The organism is Ruminococcus sp. FC2018, from assembly GCF_000621805.1.
Classification (GTDB): domain Bacteria; phylum Bacillota; class Clostridia; order Oscillospirales; family Ruminococcaceae; genus Hominimerdicola.
In genome coordinates, this window is the sequence record NZ_JHXH01000002.1 from 113550 (window position 1) to 135298 (window position 21749).

Sequence of the window (21749 nt, forward strand, 5' to 3'; positions counted from 1 at the left end):
ACCCATATAGAAGTTTTGCCCCTGAGCATTTCAAAGTGCTCGGGGGCATTGTGTTTTTCGGCTTCTAAGAAAAATCAGAATTTAGAAGACAACGCAGTATTTAAGACCTGCCAAGGATAAAACAGGTTTTTTGATCCCAGAGTAACCGTTACCACGGTTACTCCCAAGAGAATGGCAAAGCCATTCTCGGAGCCTTCTTTCTCGTAAAAAAAGCTTGCGGGTCGAGGGCAGAGCCATCGTCGCTGTCCGCAGACAGCGAAATCCCCATACAGCGTGCGCTCCGCAAGGGATGAATTTCAAAACAGTCCGGTGGACTGTTTTGAAAGAGGGGACGCCCTGCAAGAGAGGGCGTCCCCTTTGAAAAGTCTTAAACTGTTTTTCCTCAAGCCGCTTGCGGCTTGACGGTGGGAGTTTTTATTATCATATGATCTTGTTCACGTAGGGTATAAACTTCAAAAGCCGTACAATGATGTATGATGCTATAAGTACCCCTATGGAAATGCCCGTTACGGTAAGTGCGCCGCCGCTTGCGAAAGGATCCACCTTCCATACCACAAACACCAGCTTCAGCGCAGCCATGTGAATAAGATAAATGCCGAAGGAGCACTTTTCAAGCTCGGCGGCTATCATGTCGATGATCTTCACAGGCTTGTTTTCCGTCAGCTTCACAAGTCCGAATACACCTGCCGAAAACAGCACTGTAACAATGAATGAATAGTTGCCCAGCAATGCGTTTACTTTGGGAGCACTGTTTCCGCCTGCCGACCAGATGCTAAGTCCGGTCACTGCCGCTGCGCCCGCAAGGGTAAGGATCACGCAAAGGGGCACATTGAGCCTGATGATCCCGTTGTGTATCGCATACCCCAGAAACAGGTATAAGGGGTATACGCTGGCTGTGCAGATGTAAAACGCAAGGTCTTTCCCCGTCAGCCCCTCAATGGTCGGCAGTACAGACAGGAAAACTGTGTACACCGCAAGGATGTAAATAATGTCCTTTGACTGTGCCGATCTTGTTATAAGCTTGTAAGCGGGCAAAAGAAGATAAAGCGCTATCATAAGGTAAAGATACCACATATGCTTCCAGCCGCCGCCGTAAAGCACCTGCCGCAAGCCCTGGGTAAAGGATTTTGCACCAAAGTCTTTTGTTACAAGCAACCCGTCAAAGCAGGAAAACAGCACCGAGAAAACCACAAGCGCTATTGCCATCCGCAAAATAAGCCTGCCGAATAGTTTTTTGTAAGTCAGCTCTCTGTTTTTGTCAAGCAGCAGAGCACCGCTTACCATAACAAAACATGGGACCGCCCACATCATCAGATTTCTGACCGTGAGCATGGCAGCCATATCGCCTTTGGTCTTTGAAAAGGCCGCAGCCGCATAAAAGGTGTGCAGAAACACCACCGCAGCGCAGGCAATGGCTTTTATCCTGCTGAAATAGATTATCCTCTGCTTCAATTAAACAGCCCTCCGCCGCCGATGCAGCCCTCGTCCGGGTCTGCCGTGGTCGCAGCCGTAGTTGCAGCTGTGGTAGTCGTGGTTGTCGTGGTGGTTTTCGCCTTAGTCGTTGTAGCTACGGCAGGCGCAGGCTTCTGTGTCTCCTGTGCGGTGGTCGTGGTCGCTTCGGTGGTAGTGGTGGTCGTTGTCGTTTCCTCCGTAGCAGCAGTAGTTGTGGTCGTAGTTGTCTCGGAGGTGGTGGCGGTAGTTTCCGTCTGCGATGAGCTGTCCTTTGCGGACGAACTTTCCGACTTTGAACTTGAGCTGTCCCCTCCGCAGCCGGTGAGAAGCAGTGCCGCAAAAGCAGCTGCAATAATTATCCTTTTCAATTCAAACATCCCTTTCCTTAGCTCATTACCTTTGTCTTTTCGTATCTCCATGTCCATTTCTGTCCGTAGTTTATAAGGTAACCGTTGAGTCCTGTTTCTGCCTGGAAATCCGGGTCGCAAACATATACCTTACCGCCCACGGTTATCTCCACCCAGGAGTGAGGACCGTAGCCGCCTATTCTCAGCGGTACCTTTCCGGAGATCTGTTCGCACTTGTATCCAAGGGTTCTTGCCATTTCGCAGAACATTGCCGCCATGGCGTAGCAGTTGCCCTTGTTGTTTGTAAATGCGTAGTTTGCATACCACTCTGTTGTGTGGTCAGCGTCCTTTGGCATATCCCTGTAATATTTGATACATGATGCCTGGAAAGCCTTTTTAAGGTCCCAGCCCACCTGGTCCAGCTTTGCTGCCGCCAGAGGGTACTTGTAGTATTTTTTGAATGTGAAACGCCATTTAACTCCGCCGCTTGCATACTGCTGATACTGTGACCTGTCAAATGCAGCCTGTATCAGGTTGGTGGAGCTTACCTTTTCTGCATTGGGCAGCTCGTTTCTGTCAATGTCAATGGTAGTCACCTTGCTGCCGGGAGCACAGGAAGCTTTCCTGAATGCCAGCTCACAGGTCCTTCCTGCCGCCTGGGCAACAGTATTCAGGGCAAGCACCTTGGACTTAAAGAAGCTCTCAGGGTATATCGCAAGATATTTTTCAACTATTGCCTGCTGGTAGTGGTAGGACATATATCCCTTGAAGTCTGCAAAGCTTGTGGCAACGTACTCCTTCGGATAAGCCTTTTCCGGCGCAGGCTGTGGAGTGGGCTCCGGAGCAGGCTCTGCAGAGCTGCTGTCCTGGGACTTATCGTCCTCAGCCTTGCTTTCGTCAGCCTTGCTCTGGTCGGCATTGCTGCTGTCCTGCTGTGCCTGCTGCTGTGCCTGCTGAGCTTTTTTAGCCGCCTCGGCTGCCTCGGCTGCCCTGTCTCTCAGACCTGAGAACAGCTGGTCTATCCTCACACTTGGCTTGAGTTCAACATCCGCAGCTTTTGTAGTAGCCTTGGTAGTCACCTTTGTGGTGGCTCTTGTGGTAGCCCTTGTGGTAACAGCGCCGCCGTTAAGCTCAAATGCCTGACCGTATCCCTTGCCCGGGTCGTTGCCGGGAGGGGGAGCCAGCTTCTCGGTGGTGGTAGCTTTTTTTGTGGTGGTCGCCTTAGTGGTCGTTGTAGTCTTAGTGGTTGTTGTGGCATATGTGGTTGTCGTTGTGGTAGTGCCCGAGGTGGTAGTGGTAACTACCTCGAAGCTATCGTTATCCTCTGTTTCTGTTGAGCCGCAGGCGGTAAGAGCGGCAGCTGCACAAAGCAGCCCTATAAGAAACAGCCTTTTCATTTTATCACCCTTTTTCCATTTAATTGTAATAACAAAACAATTATACCACTTTTTCGACACTATGTCAAATACACACAACAGGAAAAATCGGGCAAGAGCCTTTTACAGCTCCAGCCCGATATGTTTTGATATCTTACCCCAGGTCAGTGCGCATTTTCTTTGAGAACGCAAAGCAGCTAAGCGACATAAGCACCACAGCGCACAGAACAACTATTGCAAGGGGTATCATAAAGCTGTCTGCACCAAAGTCAAGTGCCATAGCTGCCCTTGCGGATTTGGTACAGTAGAAAAACGGAGTACATTTGCTTATTTTCAGCATCACACCGCCTGTGCCCTGGGCATCGAACCAGATGCCGCCGAAGAACGAGCCAAGTGATATGATTATCGAGCAAAGCCCCGGGGCGGATTTTTCGTTGAACAGCACACCGAATATCAGCCCGAAACCGATAAACATCAGCGCCGATGGGATAAGCGTTATCATGCAAATAAATATGCCGCCGATATTCAGCCCGCTTCCCACAATGACAGAGATAATAAAAGCAACTGTAAATGTGATTGCTGCCTGTACCATTGAGATGATAAGCATAGGGATAATGTAGCCTGCGGTGAGATCAGATGCAGTCATTGGTGTTGCGTAAAGCCGCATAAGGAACGTGCCCGAGCGGTCGGTGGAAACGTTCAGAGCCGTGAACAGCATAATAAACATCTGCCCGAAGACTGCAACCCCCGGCGCAAGGTTTTCAATGTGGAAAACCGTCATATTTGCCTTTGGCGGAATGCTGCGGTCAACGATCGTCATAATGATAAGCATTATCAGCGGAAACCCCAGACAGAAGATGTACCCCAGAGGGTCACGCAAAAGCTCCCTGATGTTTCTGCCTGTAAAAGCAAAGGCTCTTTTCATTACTGCGCACCCCCTTCTGCGATGGCTACAAATGCGTTTTCAAGTCCCGTAGTGCCCGTTTGTTTTTCTAACTCTGAAAGTGTGCCCAGCGCAGCGAGCCTGCCCTCTATCATTATTCCGATGCGGTCGGAGAGCTGCTGGGCTTCCTCCATGTAATGGGTGGTGAGTATTATGGTCAGCTTGCCCTTGAGGGACTGTATCTCACGCCATAGCTCACGCCTTGCCAGCACGTCAAGTCCAAGGGTCGGCTCGTCAAGGAACAGCACCTGTGGCTCACCTATAAGTGCCATAGCTATGGACAGCTTTCTTTTCCAGCCCCCCGAGAGGGTCTTTGCACGGCTGTCCGCAACCTTTTGCATACCGAATGTGTCAATAAGCTCAGCTGTGCGGTCCCGGCTTTTTTGCTTGTCAAAGCCGTACACACGGCACATGAATAAAAGGTTCTCCCTTACCGTGAGCCTCTCGGCAACGGCAGTGTCCTGGGGCGAAATGCCGATCATGGACTTTACCGCCGTCTTGTCGCTGTCACAGTTTTTACCCATTACCCAAGCCTCACCCGAGGTGGCTTTCGCAAGGCAGCACAGCATTCTTATGGTGGTGGTCTTGCCTGCACCGTTCACCCCAAGCAGCGAGAACAGCTCCCCCTGCTCCACCTCCAGGTCAAGACTGTCAACCGCAGTCAGATCCTTGTATTTTTTAGTAAGTCCCTTTGTCTGAACAGCAAGCATATTATCACTCCTTATCCTTGTGTATGAGCTTTTCCAGGTCGTCCATGAATCCGCCCATTTTTACCATGGCGATACCGCCCTTTTCCTCGTCCCCCAGGACCAGCATAACGTCTCCGGGCTTTATATCAAAAACCTTGCGGCAGCTTGAAGGCAGGGTGACCTGTCCCTTTGAGTTTACACGGGAAAGTCCGAAAATATGCTTTCCGTCCCCTGTGTGCTCCTGCTTTCCGAAGCTGCGCACCAGCATATCCACTGTCGTTCCGTATATGTCCGCCAGCTTCATGCAGCTGTCAATGTCGGGTACAGATTCTCCCCGTTCCCACTTTGCCACCGCCTGGCGTGAGACCCCCACCTTTTCCGCAAGCTCCTCCTGGGTCAATCCGCTTTGGGTGCGGTATCTTTTAAGTCTTGAAAAATCAATATTGCTCATATACAGCCCCCCTTGTTTTCGTATTTAGTATACAGCACCTAAAATGTTAAGTCAACATATCTTTTTATACATCAATGTTATGATTTGTAGCATTGTGGTAAAATGTTATCCGGGAAAGCATTTTACCACAAAATAAAAAAGCCCCGTGTAAGGGGCTTTGAGCTATCCGAGTATCTGCTTTAAAAGGGTATCCATATCCTGTCCCGTGTAGTGTATCCCTCTCATTCCCAGAGCTTTGGCTGCCTCCACGTTTCTCGGAGTGTCATCTATAAAAACGCACTCCGACGGCACAAGACCGTATCTGTCACAAAGCAGCCTGTATATCTGTGCATCCGGCTTTGTCATTTTTACAGTGCATGAAAAAATGCCTCCGTCCATATATCGGGTAAAATCCAGAGCCTCGGGAGCGGTGTGCATAAGAAAATAAAAATAGTTTGAAAGGAAATATACCTTGTGTCCCCCGGCTTTCAGAGCCTGTATGATAGGTATGGTGCTCTGCCGTTTTCCGGGACATTGAGCTATCTTGGAAAATACCAGTCTTATCTCCTTCTCGTACTGTGGCGCATGGTCGATGAACCGCAAAAGCACCTCCTCGTCCGAAAGCACTCCCCGGTCAAGCTCGTTCCAGTCGCCGCTGTTCCACATGGCGTCGATGACCGCCTGTGCAGCAGCTTCATCCCCAAGTACCCTGTGTACAAAGCCTTCAAAGTCAAAGTCAATAAGCACCTTTCCTATGTCAAAAATAACGTTCATTTTTTCTCCTCTAAGATAAGCGGTTAAAGTACCGCAAATTTTATGTTGGCGGTCTTGCGCAGAGTACCCTTGTGCAGGTATGTTACCTCCACACCGTCCTTTGTCCATTTAAGCTTGTACCTGCCCTCGTTTCTCAGACCGTCCTGCGTGGTGAACTCACCTATTTTCACCGCACGCTGATCCTTTATCTGAAAGACATCTGCGTACCCGTCGGAACCTCTTGACCGTTCACAGATAACTATGCTGTGTCCCTTGTCGGGGGAGTCGTAGCGGTAGAATTTCGGGTCGTATTTGTCCCCCAGCTTGCTCTGATAATTTGTAACGATGATAATAAGTCCGATGATAAATACCGTAACGCACATTATAAGCGATACCAGCAGGTTTCTTCCACGGCTTCTTGCTGCCGTTGCACCTGCGCTGTCAAGCACCATTGAGGCAGCTATAAGCAGGATAGCCACAATGAACATAATGAAAAACACCGTGTCAAAATTGCCGTAGGAGCTGCTCTCTATAATAACTCCGTTTTTGTACGAGTAGGTTATTATCTCCTTTTTAACGTGCACAGCCACATAAAGCCCCGCAGCCGAAACCACCACCAGGAAAGACAGCACCCTTAACAGACAGGCGCAGCGCAGAGCCATTTTAAGGTGCTTGCGGCGCAAAGCGACAGCGGAAACGTATGTACCGTACAGATAATACAGCACCAGCACCGCAAAAAGTATTATCAGCAATGTCTCCATGCGCCTCACCTCTCTTTGCGCAGTATTTTGTTACCCAACGTCACCTATATAGTAAGTTTTGTACTTTTCATAGTAGTCGGCGATAAACTTCTTTTCGCCGTTTTCGGTGGTAAAATAGTACACCTTTTTCTTTATGTGACCGGTCTTTTCGCTGTAATTCTGAAGCTTTGTGATGCCGGGTATATCTCTTGTGACCATCTCCTCGGTGCGCTCATAAATGCACTTTACGCCCAGCTGATTTTCGGCGAAGTCCATAAAGCGGTATGCCTGCCACAGTTCTCGCTCGCCCGTTTTGCCGTCTTTGAAGCGGTAGAAAGCATAGAATGTTCCGTACTTCTCCGAGGCGGGTTCAACTCGCATATCAAATTCTGTGAATTTTTCACATACATCTGCTTTGCGTATCAGTTCTCCGAGTTTGGTCAAACCGTCTTTCAGCTCCTCATAAGGCTTGTCGCTTTTGAGCCGAATAAGCACGCGCTGTGGCATATATTTTTCTCTTTCATAGGTCATAGCATATTCTTTGCATATCTTGTCGGCTCCGTCTTGTACGCAGTCAAGCACATAGTTGTAATATGCAAAGCCCCAGCCGTTTACAGTTTTCTCCTCGTAGCCTGCCTTTGAGCCGTCAAAGTGTACTGTGGTCACCTCGCTGGAAACGGGGAACTCAAAGCCGCACTTATCATCGGTAAAGTATGCAGTATGCTTGTACTGCTCTTTTTCATACCGCACAAAAGTGCAGTCGGGACAGTTTTCCTTGGCATATTTTTTCAGGCTGCTTTCGTTTTTGAGGCTTACTGCGTCTTTGGACATATGGCAGGCTGTCAGAAACAGCACCGACAGCAAACCGAGCAGTAAGATCACCTTGTATGGCTTTTTCATTTTGTTCCCCCCTATTTTTATATTGGCAAGTACAGTATATCACAACACCGCTGTTTCGTCAACAACAAAAAACCGCCCGCATTTCAATGCCGGCGGCTGTGTTTATCCGGTGCTGTCAATAAGTTGGGACTGTGCCCTGTGTGCCGTTGAAATAGCTGTATGTGAGAGAAGAAAGCTCGATAAAGTGCATACCGTGCTTGCTTGCCAGATTTTCCTCCTCGCTAAGCACCACCAGAATATAATCGGAGTTTGGCGTGGAAACGATAGCGGCATCGTGTGACTGGTCTGTGGTGTCGCCTGTCTTGTTGGCGATAACGGTGTTGGGGCTGTATGGTATGCCATGGGGTATCTTTTCGGTGTAGTACTGCTGCTTGAGTATCTCGTACATCTTTTCCGATGCCTCTTTGGAAACGCAGTTGCCTCGGTAAATGTCCTCAAGCATATGCCCAACGTCGCTGGAGCAGGTGGCATTTGGCTTGTCCGAGGTGGTAAGTCCCTCTGCATTGTCCGAAGGCTCCAGCCCGTGATACTGGAAGGTGTGGCTGTATCCCATTGAAGCGCACCAGCGGTTGATATAAGTTGTCCCCATGGTGCGCACCATTTTGTTGAAGGAGCTGTTGTTGCTGTAAGCTGCCATGCTCACAATGGTGGGGTAGTAGGTCTGCTCGTCCATTCTTCCTTCCTCTATCTGCTGGTAGCAGGCACCCATCGCAAACAGCTTGATAACGCTGGCAGGGTAGAATTGCTTGTCGTTGATGGCGAACCAGTCGCCTGTGCGCAGGTCCTTGACATAAGCGGACCATTCTCCCGTATAGGTTTCAAACTTAGCCTCTATCGCCTCTTTAAGGTTGCCAAGGTTGCCCAGCTGCTCCGGCTCGGATCTGTCCTTTACAGGGTAGCTGGATTCTTCTTCGCTGCTGTCCTGCTGCTGTGCTGTTGAGGAGGACTGTTCCGGGGTGCTTTCCGAGGAGGATGAAACGGCGGAAGCAGGCTTCGGTTCCGATTCGTCGCCCGACTTGTCGATAGCCATAAAGATCACCATAAGGATCACAGCCGCCATGAAAACAGCAACAACGATATAAAAGGGCTTGAGGCTGTTTTTGTCGCTGTCGGGCATGAAATCCTCAAAATCATCCTGCTTATCCGAGCTTTCATACTCTTCCCAATCCGGCAGTTCTTTCACGGTGCCCCCCTCCTTTCCTGTCGAAATACGCTGTTTATATTATATAATAGCTTTCAAAAAAAGTCAATCGCCCCCGGATTATAAAATAACCGTAACTGACACAAACTATTTGTGGTTGAAATCATGGGGATTATGTGTTATACTTGTTGATAACCTGTAATTGCGGTGTTGAACAAATCGGAACAGTATACACAAACGGAGGTGCTTCGGGTGAAAGAAAAATGGAAAAAGCCCTATATCGTCATTCCTGTGGTGAGCATAGCTGCGTTTATAATGGCAGTAAACTATAAGACCTTTGTTGCCACCGGGGGACTTTACCCGGGAGGCGTATCGGGACTTACCATTCTGCTCACCAGGCTTTTCAAGTCTGCCTTCGGAATAAATGTTCCCTTCAGCGTGGTGAATATAGCCCTTAACGCCATACCCGTGTATATCGGCTTTAAGTTTATCGGCAGGAACTTCACATTGTATTCATGTCTGATGATACTTCTCAGCAGTATTTTTACCGACCTTATACCCACCTATGCTGTCACCGAGGATATACTTCTTATCTCTGTCTTTGGCGGAATAATAAACGGTGCTGCGATATGTCTTTGTCTTAATGTGGGAGCAACTTCCGGAGGAACGGATTTTATCTCTGTTTTTCTCTCCGAGAAAAGCGGCATGGATTCGTTCAACATTATACTGGGATTCAATGCCTTTATCCTGTGTATCGCAGGTTTTATCTTCGGCTGGGACAAAGCACTGTACTCTATTATCTTCCAGTATACCTGCACAGCGGTGATGCGGCTGCTTTATAAAAAGTTCCAGCAAAGCACCTTGTTTATCGTTACCAATAAGCCCAATGAAGTCTGCGCAGCGGTATACGAGCTTACCACCCACGGAGCGACTATACTTGAGGGTGAAGGCTCTTACGAGCATTGTGAAAGGAACGTTGTCTACTCCGTCGTTTCCGCCGCCCAGTCCAAAAAGGTCATCAAAGCGGTGAGAGAGGTGGACAAGGGAGCATTCATAAACGAAGTAAAGACACAAAAACTGCTGGGCAACTTTTTCCAGCCAAAGGAGGATTGACAGAGCTTGCTTGATAAAATAATGTCCCTGCTGAATAAAATAGATGACTTTATGTATTATCCCGTGCTGATAGTCGTCCTTGGTGCAGCAGGTCTTTACTTTTCCGTAAGAACAGGCTTTGTGCAGCTGCGTATGTTCAAGGAATCCTGCCGGCTAATAAGGGAAAAACCAAAGGGAACAAAAGGCGTGTCATCCTTCCAGGCTCTGATAGTTTCCACCGCTTCACGAGTGGGTACGGGAAACATCGTGGGAGTCTCCACCGCTATCTGTATCGGCGGACCGGGTGCCTGCTTCTGGATGTGGCTGATGTGCATTATCGGAGCGTCCTCTGCGTTTGTTGAAAGTACCCTTGCGCAGATCTATAAGCGAAAAGGAAAGGACGGGAATTGCTACGGCGGTCCCGCCTATTATATCGAACAAGCCCTGGGCAAGCCTGTGGTATCGGTGCTTTTCTGCATTTTCCTTATCGCTACATACGCCTTCGGATTTAATCTTCTGTGCTCCTTTAATCTCCAGTCATCCTTTGAGATCTACAGATTCTACGACCCCAAGGTAACTCCCGTTATCATCGGTCTGATGCTTGCCGTACTGACAGCCTTCTGTCTTATGGGCGGCGGAAAGAGAATAATCAGGCTAAGCGAGAAGATAGTCCCCGTAATGGGCGTAGCGTACGTGCTGGTTTCGGTAATTATTATTATCAGCAACTATTCAAATATACCCCATATGTTTGCGGTCATCTTTGAGGATGCCTTTGATTTTCGTTCCATACTTGGCGGCTTCTCGGGGAGCTGTATGGTCCTTGGTATCAAAAGAGGACTGTATTCCAACGAGGCAGGTGTGGGATCTGCGCCTAATGCTTCTGCGTCTGCAAACGTCTCCCACCCCGTAAAGCAGGGACTGGTGCAGACAGTATCGGTGTATATCGACACCATTCTTCTTTGTACCGCAACAGCCTTTATGTGCCTCAGCACAGGGGTGGAGTATAACGATAAGGTCTCCGGGGCATTATATGTGCAAAATGCCATCTCCACCTTTTCCGAAAAAGGGGGACCTGTCTTTATAACCGTGTCAATGGTGCTGTTTGCCTTTACCACCCTTCTTGGCAACCTGTATTATGTGGATAATGCGCTTATTTATCTTAACGGCAAAAAAGAGCCCTCTAAAAAGTTCATGGGAGTGTTCTATGCTTTTTGCGTGGCAGTCATCTTCGGCGGCGCACTTATGAAAATGGAATTTGCATGGACCGTGGCGGATATAACCATGGGCTTTATGACGCTGATAAATATACCCTGCTGTCTGATGCTGTCGGGGCAGGTGATAAAGGCGCTGAAGGATTATGAAAAGCAGAAGAAAGCAGGTAAGGACCCGCATTTTGCCGCAAAGGATATAGGACTTGACGAGTCAAAGCTGAGTTATTGGAAATGACCGCTGTGGGGCATGAGCCTTTTGGAGGGAGCGTGTGCCGTAAGGCTGCCCGGTAAAAGAAGAAAAAAGGCTTGACAATGTGGGATAACCGTGGTATAATATATGAGTTGAAAATGCGCCGGTAGCTCAGCTGGATAGAGTAACTGGCTACGAACCAGTAGGTCGGGGGTTCGAGTCCCTTCCGGCGCACTGAATACCATGCCGTAGTTGCGGCGAAAACCGTTTCTGACAGAAGTCGGGAACGGTTTTTTTGTTGTGCCGTAAAAAAATGTCCCCCCAAGCCCTTGACAAAACTACCGATTGGTAGTATAATAAATACCGAACGGTAGTAAGCGGCATTTATAAAAGAGGAGGCGCAAAGTTGGATAAGAAGGAAGAAATAATAATTGCAGCCCTTGACCTTGCCTCGGAAAAAGGACTGGGCAATGTTTCAATGGCGCAGATCGCCGAAAAAGCAGGTATACGCAAAGCATCGCTGTATAATCATTTTGACTCAAAAGAGGAAATGATATCCCAGATGTATGTGTATCTCAGGGAAAATGCAAAAAATCAGCTTTCACCCGGGGATATTGATATAAGTGCCCTGGTCAGGGATAAAAGCGCATACGAGGTGCTGATGCTGGCGGTGAACAATTACGTCAAGCTCAACAGCGACGAAAGAATGCAGAAATTTTATAGGTTTATCTACTCTCAAAGACCTATCGACCCTGTGGCAGCAAGGATAATCACCGAGGAAACAAATAAAATGATCGCAGCAACCAAGTCGCTGTTCTATGCCCTTGCCACACATAGGAAGATCTCCGACGACAATATAGATACAGCAGCAGTGTCTTTTGCAATGACGATCCATTCTATGCTGGATCATAAGCTTGACTGCCGCAGCTGCGGTGAAAAGTTTGACAGCACAATGATACAGGATTATATACACTGGTTGTGTAAACAGTTGGGGGGGCAATGAAATGAACAGGAAAACACTTGTTAATTATATGGGACTGCTGGGGGTGATAGCGTTTTTGTCTTACACCGCTGCGGTGGTCTTTACACCCCTTGCCTATCCCGGCTATAACCGCCTGGAGCAGGCGGTGAGCGACCTGAGCGCACAGAACGCACCCTCGAAAATGCTGTGGGATACGCTTAGTGCGCCGTATAATAAATGTACCCTCGTCTGCCTTATGGCAGTTTGCATCTTCATAAAAGATAAGCTGAACAAACCGCTGCGCATAGGTATCTACCTGTTTACGGCAATGAGCTGGATCTCCGGGATAGGGTATGCTATGTTCCCTCTGTCTGACAGCGGATATGCAGGCACCTTCCGTGATTTCATGCACGTTTATGTTGTGACCTCTGCCGTGGTGATGCTTTCCATCGCATCGCTGATCGTCATAATGGTTGGCGGATATAAGGACAAAAGATACCGCAGCCTTGCCCTTGGCGCAACAGCCGCACTTGCAATGATGTTTGCGGGTGCAGTAGGTACAAAGGCTGTCCCCAAAGCGTATTTCGGCGTTGCGGAGAGATTCAGTGTGTTTGCCGCAGTGGGATTTACAGCCTTTCTGGGTGTATGCCTTTTCAAAGGCTTTAATGGGAAAAATACCGAGCAGTAAAATAAAAGAGCTTGCCCCGGGCAGGCTCTTTTTGTTGACAACACAGCGCAGGCATGATAAAATATACCCAAACGATCGGACAGGGAAGGAGAAACGCTTTGAAAATACTGTTTTCAAAGGTGATCGCCGTCGTAATGCTGTGGCTGTGTGCAGCTTCGGGGATCTCCGCAAGCGCACAGAGCACAGGCAAATGCACCGTAAAAGGGGTATCGCTCACACTTACGGGGAATATCGGCGTCGACTTTTTCATTGAAATGGACAGTCAAAGCAGTGTAACAAGCTTTGACCTTGACGGTCCGCAGGGTAAGATAACTGTGTCGGCAAAAGATCTGAGACCTGTGGAAAACGGCGGGAATAAGGGGTGCTATAAGCTTTCCTACTCTGTCTCTGCGCAGCAGGGATCCCAAAGGATAACCCTTCGGGCAAATGATGATAATGGCATATGTGCACTTTACAGATCAGACGGAGAGAAACGCTTTGAGAGCGATAAAGCCTCCTTCAGCGTAATTGATTATATCGTCAAAGTCAAAGGCGACAGCCGGGCACGCAAGGCGTTGAAGGAGCTTGCAGACGCCCTGGATACCTACGTTAAAAGCAGCCCGCAGGAAAATGACCACGCCCGTGAGAAATACGAAAATGCAAAGGAAAATTACCGCCGTATGCTCCTTGACGGCTCAAAAGCAGACAGCATTGATATCAAAGATACCGACGGACAGGGCAGAAACTATACCTTTGAGTATAACGCACAGCAGTTTAAAGCCGAGTTTTCCTACCGCATCGACGGCAAGGAGAACTGGAGGATATATGACTCTTATCTTATACGCAGCAGATCGGATATGATAATGATCTGTGACCGGCTTTTAACGCTGCATAAGATCCACGGACGTGATATGGTATCCTACCGGACTGCGGAGGATATGGCAGATGAGTGGGAGATACACAATTCAGCCTACGACTATCTGCCTCAGGGGGATATGAAAAACCATGCAAAGGACGTTGACTTTGATCCGGACGACCAGGGCAAGAGCCTTGGAGATTTTATGCTTGAAAAGATAAAAGGGAAATGATATGAAAAGAAGAATAAAAAAAGGTCTTGTGCTTATGGCAGTGTGTGCGCTGATGCTCTGCGGATGCGGTAAAAGCAGCTCGTCAAGCTCCCGTGACACGGAGCAAGCTGAAAGCACCGCCGTGGAAAGCAAAGGTCATAACAGCACCCGTGAGGAAGCTGATGTGCAAGGCGCAGATATATCACAGGCGCAAACACACCGTACCGAGGATACCCAAAGTGCCCTCGAGCTGCCTGTGTACCCCATAGATTAAATAGCCCGAAAGCAAAAAACAAGGCGCACCGCTTGCTGCAAATTGCCCTATAAGAACTTTTTTAAAGACCGGATGACAAAAGCGAAAATATGTGTTATAATCAAAGCGTTGGAAACAAACTGAAATAAAGAGGAACGTATATGGATCAAATCAAAGAATCGCCAAGCCTTATAAGGCTCATACCCAAAAGAAAGCATGGGCTGAAAAAGCTGCTGTTCAGCCGTGTGGGCTTTTTTATCCTGCTTATTTTTATACAGTTGGCACTGGTGCTTGTGATCTCCGAGTATGCTATAAGATTTCGGATCCTTGCGCTTTTTATGACCGTATTTCTCATCGTGATGTTCGTGTATCTGTTCAATACGGATATGGATTCAAGTGCAAAGCTGACCTGGAGCGGACTGTTTCTGTTCTTTCCCGTTCCCGCCGCACTGTTTTTGCTGTTTACACAGCTGGACGTGGGGCACAGAAAGGAAAAGCGCAGGCTGAACGAACTGGTAAAAGGCTCACGAAAGCTCATAAGTCAGAACTCTTATACTATAATCAAACAGGAGCTTATCGACTCGGGAACAGCCGACCTGTGCTTTTACCTTAACCGCTCGGGAAGATTTCCCATTTATGAGAATACAGAGGTCACCTTCTTCCCCCTGGGTGAGGATAAGTACAATGCCATGCTGCCACAGCTTAAAGCTGCGGAAAAGTTTATCTTCCTTGAATACTTTATAATAGACGAAGGACTTATGTGGGGCAATATCCTTAATATCCTTATAGATAAGGCTGCCCACGGGGTAGACGTGCGTGTAATGTACGACGGGATGTGCGAAATATCCACCCTGACACATAACTATCCCAAGCTGATGCAGCAGCACGGTATAAAGTGCAAGGCGTTTTCACGGATAAGACCCTTTGTGTCCACGTCCTACAACTACCGTGACCACCGCAAGATACTTGTTATCGACGGCAAGGTAGCCTTCAACGGGGGCGTGAACCTGGCGGACGAATATATCAACCGTGTGGAGCGATTCGGACACTGGAAGGATACCGCAATAATGCTCAAGGGCGAAGCGGTGCAGAGCTTTACCCTTATGTTTTTGCAGATGTGGAACATGACCGAAGCACAGCCCGGGTGGGACGAGTGCAGTATATCTTTCCCGTCAAAAAGAACAGACGGCTTTGTTATGCCCTATTGCGATAACCCCCTTGACGATGAAAAGGTGGGGGAGAGCGTTTATATGGACATCATCAACCGCTCCATCAGCTATATCCATATAATGACCCCTTATCTTATCCTTGATAACGAGCTTGAAAACGCCCTGACCTATGCCGCAAAGCGAGGCGTTGAGGTAAAGATAATCCTTCCGGGCATACCTGATAAAAAATCCGCCTATGCCCTTGCAAAGACCCACTATAGATCCCTGACCAAGGCAGGTGTAAAGATATATGAGTATACACCGGGCTTTGTCCACGCAAAGGTCTTTGTCAGCGATAACCGGAAGGCTGTGGTGGGAACGATAAATCTGGATTACCGCAGCCTTTATCACCATTTTGAATGTGCCACCTATCTGTACCGCACAGCGTGTATAAAAGAGATAGAGGAGGATTTCCAGCGCACTTTGCTCAAATGCCGTAAGGTGACCTTAAAGACCATAGCGGATGAAAAGCTGGGCACAAAGATACGGGGCAGGATACTGAAGCTGTTTGCTCCGCTGATGTAAAAATGAAATAAAACTAAAATCGCCTGTGTTGAAAAGCACAGACGATTTTTTTTGTTGTTATTTTTTCAGATATGAAGCCGACACAGGGAACTCATAATAAGTGTCGGGATAAGGCTCATCCTTGAGCATAAAATGCCACCATTCGCAGTTTATGGGTTCAAATCCCCCCCGCACCATTGCCGATCGAAGGACCATTCGGTTTTCGTATTGCTCCTGGGTAACCTCCTTGCAGTCCGGGTGTGACACAGGGCTGAAAAGATCAAATGGACTGCCCATGTCCACCTCTTTGCCTGTTTTCATGTCAAACAGCGTAACGTCCACCGCACTTCCTCTGCTGTGGCTGGACTTTCCTGCGATATACCCCTTTATAAACAGCTCCTGCTTTTCCAGCTCAGGGTAAAAATAAGGCTTCATACGTATATCCTGATCCTCAAGCCCCCACAGGACAAATTGCTTTACTGCGCAGGCAGGGCGGTATGCATCAAATACCTTCAGACGGTATCCCCGCACAAACAGCTCGCTGCTCACAGCTTTGAGAGCCCTTGCCGCCTCAATGGTGAGAAGTGCGCATGGTTCCTCGTAGCCGTCGATACGCTCGCCTATAAAGTTATATGTGCAATAGTAGCGGATCTCCTGCACTATCCCGGGGATATATTCCCCCAGCACCACAAATCCCGAAGGGTCCATAAGGGTGTCCTTTATATTTTTCATACCACACCTCCCGGTTACTTACAGAAAGCATAAGCCACCGTCCGCTTATTAAACAGCAGACGGTGGTCATGACAAACACATTTTACTTGATATCTTTTTTGTTATACAGCTTTGTTGTGAAATACAGCAGAACAACTACTGTGATTATGCCGACTATCAGCGCTCGCAGCATACAGCCCTCGTCGTTGAGGTTCGTACGGTAGAGGCTGTCTGGCATATAATCTGAAAGCTCGAAATCCTTTTTGAACTTAAACAGCTTGTTAATACCTGCGGAGATGCCCGTATAAGCAAGTCCTGTAAAGCCGGCTCCGCACAGGATCGCAACTATCGTACCTGCGACATTTGAGCCGATCGCTGTGGTAAGCAGCAGCACCAATGCGCAAAGTCCCGTGAGCAGTATCCATTTTATCGCAAATTCAGCGAGCACAGACCCCATGCCGAATATCTTTTCCTCGGCTCTGGTCAGAGTCTCCTCATCAAAATCTCCTGCGACACTCATATCGAACACTATATGTCTGCCGACCAGCAGCTGACCTATGGTGTTGCCGATAACAGTAACTGCATAGAACAGCAGCGTTGTGAACTGGATCACTACGAATTTGGAGATTATGGTGTGACCTCTGCTGGGAAGCTGACCTGCGATATTCTTGATGTAGCCGTGCTGGATATCAGCATAGCAGAACCACACGATGCAAAGCAGGAAAACTGCGGTACATACCATACCGAGCTGGTCTGCGAGGACATTGCCGAAGTGGAAGGTGTTGTCCCATTCACCCAGCTGTGCAAGAGCCTTTTCGGGATCTTCATTCTGCTCTGCAAGCTTTTTGCCGAGGTTGAACATTATCTTTCCGAGCGGTCCTTCGATCAGATTCATAAAGAACACGATAATGAGACAGACCTTGAACGACATTGATTTAACGAGTCTGTAAAGGTCCATTCTGATAACGTTACCCATTATGCTCACCTCCTGTAAGACTGAGATAGTAGTCCTCAAGAGATACGCTGTTGACATAGAGCTCCTTGAGGGGAACATCAGCTTTTACGATAGCCGCTGCCATTTTGTCACTGTCTTCGAGTCTTTCACCGACACGCAGCACTCCGTCATCGTCAATATTGGTCTGCGTTATGCCTATGCCCGAAAGTGCCTTTATTGCGCCGTCGTTATCGGGCGTTTTTATTGCCACGAACTGGCCGCAGCGTGACATAAGCTCGTCATTTGTAAACTGCTCTATCAGCTTTCCCTCGTGGATTATGCCGTAGGAATCTGCGAGCTTTGCAAGCTCCTCAAGGATATGGCTGGATATCATTATGGTGATGCCCTTTTCGTCACGCAGCTGTGCGAGGGTATGTCTTACCTCAACGATTCCCTGCGGGTCGAGTCCGTTGATAGGCTCGTCAAGGATTATCATTGACGGTTCTCCGACGAGGGCGAGGGCGATGCCCAGCCTTTGCCGCATACCGAGTGAATACTCCCCTGCGCCTTTTTTATCGGATACGTTTTCAAGTCCTACGATTTTCAGCAGGTTGTCAAGGTAGTTATCCTTTTTATAGTCAACGCCCATTGCCATGCACTTGATCTTCAGATTCTCCCTTGCACTGCGCTTGGGGTAAAGACCCGGGTGCTCGATAAGTACGCCCACCTTGTTCATCATTTTCCTCATCTCAGAACCCGTCTTGCCAAACAGCGAGTATGTGCCGCTGGTGGGGTTTGAAAGACCGCTTATCATTCGCATGATAGTGGTTTTTCCTGCGCCGTTTCGCCCGATAAGACCGTAGATCTCGCCCTCACGGATATTGATGTTGATATCCTTTGCGGCGTCCTTTTTGCCGTAGGTCTTTGTCAGGTTCTGGGTCTGCATTATGTATGACATTTGCATTACCTCCGAATTGTTGTGGATTATTCCTCGCTGCCGCCCTTTTGGTTAGGGTCCTTTTTCTTAACGAGGCAGTGGATAGATGTTATCATGATAACGAACAGTACAAGCAGGGGAATAAGGTAACCGCCCAGAGCGTTGCCTACCTGCTCCTTGGAAGTAAGGATGTTCGCAGTGTCTGCTGCGTTGCCGCTGAAGCCTGCGGAGCTGAGGGCTGTTGCAACAGCCTCTTTGCTTGTGCCTGTTGCGGAAAGAGCAGACAGACCCTTGCAGGAGCGCAGAGCCGACAGAAACTCAAATCCGCCTGCCATGGTGGAGATGGAGAAGAGAAGGAAGATGATCTTGAAAACGTAAGATACCGTCTTTGTCTTGTATTTTGAAACCACTGCGAGGATCAGACAAGCGATCAGCATAACGAATGTAACATAGTAAAGTGTGGTCTTGTCACCGAAATCACCGAGGATCTTGATAACTCTCACACCCATGTTGTCCTCATTTAAACCGTCTGTTTCAATGTTTTTCAGTCCTGTAGCCATAACAAATATGCTGATGTTACTCATCACCCATGTTACGATAAGACAGATACGCAGTGCCAGTCCCAGTGTTTTGTTTTCTTTGTTTGCAATAAATTTACCCATTTAAATTACCTCCACGTTAAACTAGTCATTAAGACACTTATATTTTACACTTTTTATTGCATGTTGTCAATCATATTTTAAAGACAAATAAAAATGTGTTTGTTTTATGTTTTTTGTTTTTACTTATTGCATACATATAATAGCATATATCCAATGCATTTGCAACCGACAATTATGCCTAAAAGTGTTGTTTAAGCTGCATACTCCGTGGAAATTGTAGCTTAAGCTACAGAAAACGTTTAAGCTGTAACCTTTGTTCCGATCTCAGCAGTTGCCTGTATACACATACTTCAGCTTTTTTGCAGCCCGATCCGCCAGAGCTTTCAGCACCCCTATGTCCGTTGCCCGGCAGTCCGTCATTTTGAACCGTGGGAAAAATCTGTTGAGATGCAAGGGTATGTCTGCCCCCACATTCCTTGACTGTGCATCTTCAAGAGAAGCGATCCAATCGGTCATTGCGTCAAGCTCTCGTGGGTCATCGCTTATCCCCGGCACAACAAGAGTAGTCAGCTCAACGTGGCAGAATTTAACTGCCCCTGCGATAAAACGCTTCACCGTTTCCAGATCGCCCCCCAGCTGCTCTTTGTAGGTTTGACGGTTAAAGCATTTAAGATCGATGTTCATAGCGTCGATGTGCCCCGAAAGCTGCTCGAGTATCTTTTCCTCTGCGCAGCCGTTGGTGACCAGCACCGTTTTCATTCCTGCCTGCTTTACAAGCCGTGCAGTGTCCCTTACAAATTCATACCCCACCAAAGGCTCGTTGTAGGTGAAAGCGACACCTATGTTGCCCCGGTCTTTATATCCCTCTGCCAGCTGTACAAGCTCCCCCGGAGTCAGGCTGCCCCATCTCCCGGCATGATCCATAGCCTGCTGTGACCATGATATTTCGTAGTTCTGACAGAATCTGCACCGCATATTGCACCCGCAGCTGCCCACGGAAAGGATCATTGAACCGGGGAAGAACCTGTTAAGCGGCTTTTTCTCTATGGGATCAAGGGCAACAGCCGACACCACGCCGTAGTTTTTAGCTGTGACCTTACTGCCGCTGCCTATCCGTGCGCCGCAAAAGCCCACCTGCCCCGGCTCAAGGCTGCAATGTCTGAAACAGACCTCACATATTGCCAAATCTGCCCCCTCCTTTACCTGTGCCTTACCACCTCAAAGCGGTGCAGAGTTATGTTCTCCCCCTGCGTTATCCCGCCCTTTGCCATGGTAATGGCTATCTGCTGCTGTACGCTGTCAACGCCTTCAAGATCCGGCAGAAGCAGACCACGGCGCATACCGCAGGAAACGATCACCCCGTAGCGTTTCACATCAAGCTTTGACGGGGAATCTATAAGCTCCGGCTCTCCCAGAACGTCAACGTTGATTTCCAGAGCTTCAAGCTCATCGGGCGTTATGGGGTCAAACCTGGGGTCACAGACGGCTGCGCTCACAGCGTTTGAGATTATCTCCTCAGCAAGGCTTGGCTGGGTGGCGGCAATAGTTCCTATGCAGCCCCGCAGCTGCCCCTGCTTGTGTATGGAAACGAATGCGCCCCCTCGGGCAGCTTTCATCTCCTGGGGTATATCATCTGTCACACCGGGCTTTGTGCCGCTTTTAACGTACTGCTCCACCGTTTTCCTTGCAAGGGCAACATAAGGGTCCTGCCCTGTGGGATAGAAGGAGCATACTCCGTAGCCCACGCCGGTCACGTCCTCGTGGGAATATACGGTGGCTTTGACTTTATCGCCGTCCAGAACACCCGACATGATAACGAACGACCTGTGACCGCACTCTGCCGCCTGCTCGCACATATCCTCGTCAAACTCAAGCAGCTCATCCAAAGCCCCCCTGGAGCACACATCTATCAGCTGCCTGTCATACTCCGGACCCTGCGGAGCAAAGCCGTAAGGACCGTAGGTCTGAAGCTTGTGGGAAAGGTCGCCGCTTGCCACGTATACCACCCGCCGTCCAAGCGTGTCCACAGCCCTGCGGATAATCTGCCCGAAGCGGAAATGCTCCCTTAGCGGCAGCCATGACAGCCCCACACGCAAAAGCCTGAAACCGCTGTATTGCTGGCGGATAAAATATAAAGGTACCATTGTTCCGTGGTCAAGCTCTCCGCTGCCTCTTTCGGTCAGTCCCGCAGGGAAGCCCTCATCTGCGGCAAGCTGCGCCGTCAGCATAGCCAGCCGGGTGTCGTACTGTTCGTCAAAGCACACCTGTGCAGCGCCAAAGTCCGCAAAAGAGCCCTTTGCACCGTCGCCCCGGGAAATGTGGAAATAATCGCTGTACATCGTTGCGTGAGGGCTTGATATAATAATGGTGTCCGGCTTCAGAGCTGCGATCTGCTTTGCTGCGCTGATGTAGGAATCTATGGTCTTTTGTACCTGTTTTTCTCTGCCGTTTCCTACCTGCGACACAATGAGAGGCGGGTGAGGAACGATAAAAGCTGCAAGTATAGCCATGAGCAGCACTCCCTTCGTTTTTTTCTGCAACGATTATAACACATCCCTCCATCCTGCGTCAACGGGTTTTCCTGCCAAAAACTTTGTGCTTGCAAAAATTGTTTGTTTGTGGTACAATCTATTTTGTAATA

23 protein-coding genes and 1 tRNA gene are annotated in these 21749 nt (G+C 48.7%); 8 read left to right on the forward strand and 16 right to left on the reverse strand.

What is annotated here, in order from left to right; genetic code table 11:
* Positions 1-420: 420 nt before the first annotated feature.
* The 10 genes from T494_RS11955 to T494_RS0101895 all read right to left on the reverse strand — a co-directional run bounded on the left by T494_RS11955 (position 421) and on the right by T494_RS0101895 (position 8813).
* Positions 421-1452: an acyltransferase family protein gene (locus tag T494_RS11955; protein ID WP_051539878.1), complete on the reverse strand. Its 1032-nt coding sequence runs from the start codon at positions 1450-1452 to the stop codon at positions 421-423.
* Positions 1449-1829 (reverse strand): hypothetical protein, encoded by a 381-nt coding sequence (locus tag T494_RS13250; protein WP_051539881.1) that lies wholly within the window; start codon positions 1827-1829, stop codon positions 1449-1451. Before T494_RS13250 ends, T494_RS11955 begins: the two co-directional genes overlap by 4 nt.
* Positions 1830-1837: 8 nt before the next feature.
* Positions 1838-3196: a transglutaminase-like domain-containing protein gene (locus T494_RS13255; RefSeq protein WP_051539883.1), complete on the reverse strand. Its 1359-nt coding sequence runs from the start codon at positions 3194-3196 to the stop codon at positions 1838-1840.
* Positions 3197-3329: 133 nt separating this feature from the next.
* Positions 3330-4100, reverse strand: coding sequence for an ABC transporter permease (locus T494_RS0101865; protein WP_028504831.1), 771 nt, complete (start codon positions 4098-4100; stop codon positions 3330-3332).
* Positions 4100-4828 carry an ABC transporter ATP-binding protein gene (locus T494_RS0101870; protein WP_028504832.1) on the reverse strand — a complete coding sequence of 243 codons (729 nt, stop codon included), beginning with the start codon at positions 4826-4828 and terminating at the stop codon, positions 4100-4102. Before T494_RS0101870 ends, T494_RS0101865 begins: the two co-directional genes overlap by 1 nt.
* Before the next feature lie 4 nt (positions 4829-4832).
* On the reverse strand, positions 4833-5258 hold the full coding sequence (locus tag T494_RS0101875) for a helix-turn-helix domain-containing protein (protein WP_037343632.1): 426 nt from the start codon (positions 5256-5258) through the stop codon (positions 4833-4835).
* Positions 5259-5420: 162 nt separating this feature from the next.
* Positions 5421-6011: an HAD family phosphatase gene (locus T494_RS0101880; RefSeq protein ID WP_028504834.1), complete on the reverse strand. Its 591-nt coding sequence runs from the start codon at positions 6009-6011 to the stop codon at positions 5421-5423.
* A gap of 23 nt (positions 6012-6034) precedes the next feature.
* Positions 6035-6751, reverse strand: coding sequence for a hypothetical protein (locus T494_RS0101885; RefSeq protein WP_028504835.1), 717 nt, complete (start codon positions 6749-6751; stop codon positions 6035-6037).
* Between the two features lie 30 nt (positions 6752-6781).
* Positions 6782-7630, reverse strand: coding sequence for a hypothetical protein (locus T494_RS0101890; RefSeq protein WP_028504836.1), 849 nt, complete (start codon positions 7628-7630; stop codon positions 6782-6784).
* Positions 7631-7745: 115 nt separating this feature from the next.
* The gene (locus T494_RS0101895; RefSeq protein ID WP_028504837.1) at positions 7746-8813 is read right to left on the reverse strand and encodes a serine hydrolase; all 1068 of its coding nucleotides are present in this window, start codon (positions 8811-8813) and stop codon (positions 7746-7748) included.
* A 210-nt stretch (positions 8814-9023) separates the two neighbouring features.
* Here T494_RS0101895 and T494_RS0101900 point away from each other — a divergent pair, with 210 nt between their 5' ends.
* From T494_RS0101900 to cls, 8 genes are all read left to right on the forward strand, one after another.
* Positions 9024-9884, forward strand: coding sequence for a YitT family protein (locus T494_RS0101900; protein WP_051539886.1), 861 nt, complete (start codon positions 9024-9026; stop codon positions 9882-9884).
* A 6-nt stretch (positions 9885-9890) separates the two neighbouring features.
* On the forward strand, positions 9891-11309 hold the full coding sequence (locus tag T494_RS0101905) for an alanine/glycine:cation symporter family protein (RefSeq protein WP_347490837.1): 1419 nt from the start codon (positions 9891-9893) through the stop codon (positions 11307-11309).
* A gap of 115 nt (positions 11310-11424) precedes the next feature.
* A tRNA-Arg gene (locus T494_RS0101910) sits at positions 11425-11498 on the forward strand.
* Positions 11499-11670: 172 nt separating this feature from the next.
* The gene (locus T494_RS0101915) at positions 11671-12267 is read left to right on the forward strand and encodes a TetR/AcrR family transcriptional regulator (protein ID WP_028504840.1); all 597 of its coding nucleotides are present in this window, start codon (positions 11671-11673) and stop codon (positions 12265-12267) included.
* Between the two features lies 1 nt (position 12268).
* Positions 12269-12913, forward strand: coding sequence for a DUF998 domain-containing protein (locus tag T494_RS0101920; RefSeq protein WP_028504841.1), 645 nt, complete (start codon positions 12269-12271; stop codon positions 12911-12913).
* A gap of 53 nt (positions 12914-12966) precedes the next feature.
* A complete protein-coding gene (locus T494_RS0101925) occupies positions 12967-13980 on the forward strand; it encodes a hypothetical protein (RefSeq protein WP_155984003.1) in 1014 nt (337 codons plus the stop codon).
* Position 13981: 1 nt separating this feature from the next.
* Positions 13982-14233, forward strand: coding sequence for a hypothetical protein (locus T494_RS0101930; RefSeq protein WP_028504843.1), 252 nt, complete (start codon positions 13982-13984; stop codon positions 14231-14233).
* 140 nt (positions 14234-14373) lie between these two features.
* Complete coding sequence (gene cls / locus T494_RS0101935; protein ID WP_051539888.1) at positions 14374-15945, forward strand: cardiolipin synthase; 1572 nt, start codon at positions 14374-14376, stop codon at positions 15943-15945.
* 57 nt (positions 15946-16002) lie between these two features.
* Here cls and T494_RS0101940 read toward each other — a convergent pair whose 3' ends face one another.
* The 6 genes from T494_RS0101940 to amrA form a co-directional block, all read right to left on the reverse strand.
* Positions 16003-16656, reverse strand: coding sequence for a M15 family metallopeptidase (locus T494_RS0101940; protein WP_028504845.1), 654 nt, complete (start codon positions 16654-16656; stop codon positions 16003-16005).
* Positions 16657-16738: 82 nt separating this feature from the next.
* Positions 16739-17611, reverse strand: coding sequence for an ABC transporter permease (locus T494_RS0101945; RefSeq protein ID WP_028504846.1), 873 nt, complete (start codon positions 17609-17611; stop codon positions 16739-16741).
* Positions 17604-18527 carry an ATP-binding cassette domain-containing protein gene (locus T494_RS0101950; protein ID WP_051539890.1) on the reverse strand — a complete coding sequence of 308 codons (924 nt, stop codon included), beginning with the start codon at positions 18525-18527 and terminating at the stop codon, positions 17604-17606. The genes T494_RS0101945 and T494_RS0101950 overlap by 8 nt, the downstream gene beginning before the upstream one ends.
* A gap of 26 nt (positions 18528-18553) precedes the next feature.
* A complete protein-coding gene (locus T494_RS0101955) occupies positions 18554-19168 on the reverse strand; it encodes a hypothetical protein (RefSeq protein WP_028504848.1) in 615 nt (204 codons plus the stop codon).
* Between the two features lie 264 nt (positions 19169-19432).
* Complete coding sequence (gene amrS / locus T494_RS0101960) at positions 19433-20293, reverse strand: AmmeMemoRadiSam system radical SAM enzyme (RefSeq protein ID WP_028504849.1); 861 nt, start codon at positions 20291-20293, stop codon at positions 19433-19435.
* A 14-nt stretch (positions 20294-20307) separates the two neighbouring features.
* Complete coding sequence (amrA, locus tag T494_RS0101965) at positions 20308-21648, reverse strand: AmmeMemoRadiSam system protein A (RefSeq protein WP_347490839.1); 1341 nt, start codon at positions 21646-21648, stop codon at positions 20308-20310.
* Positions 21649-21749: the final 101 nt, after the last annotated feature.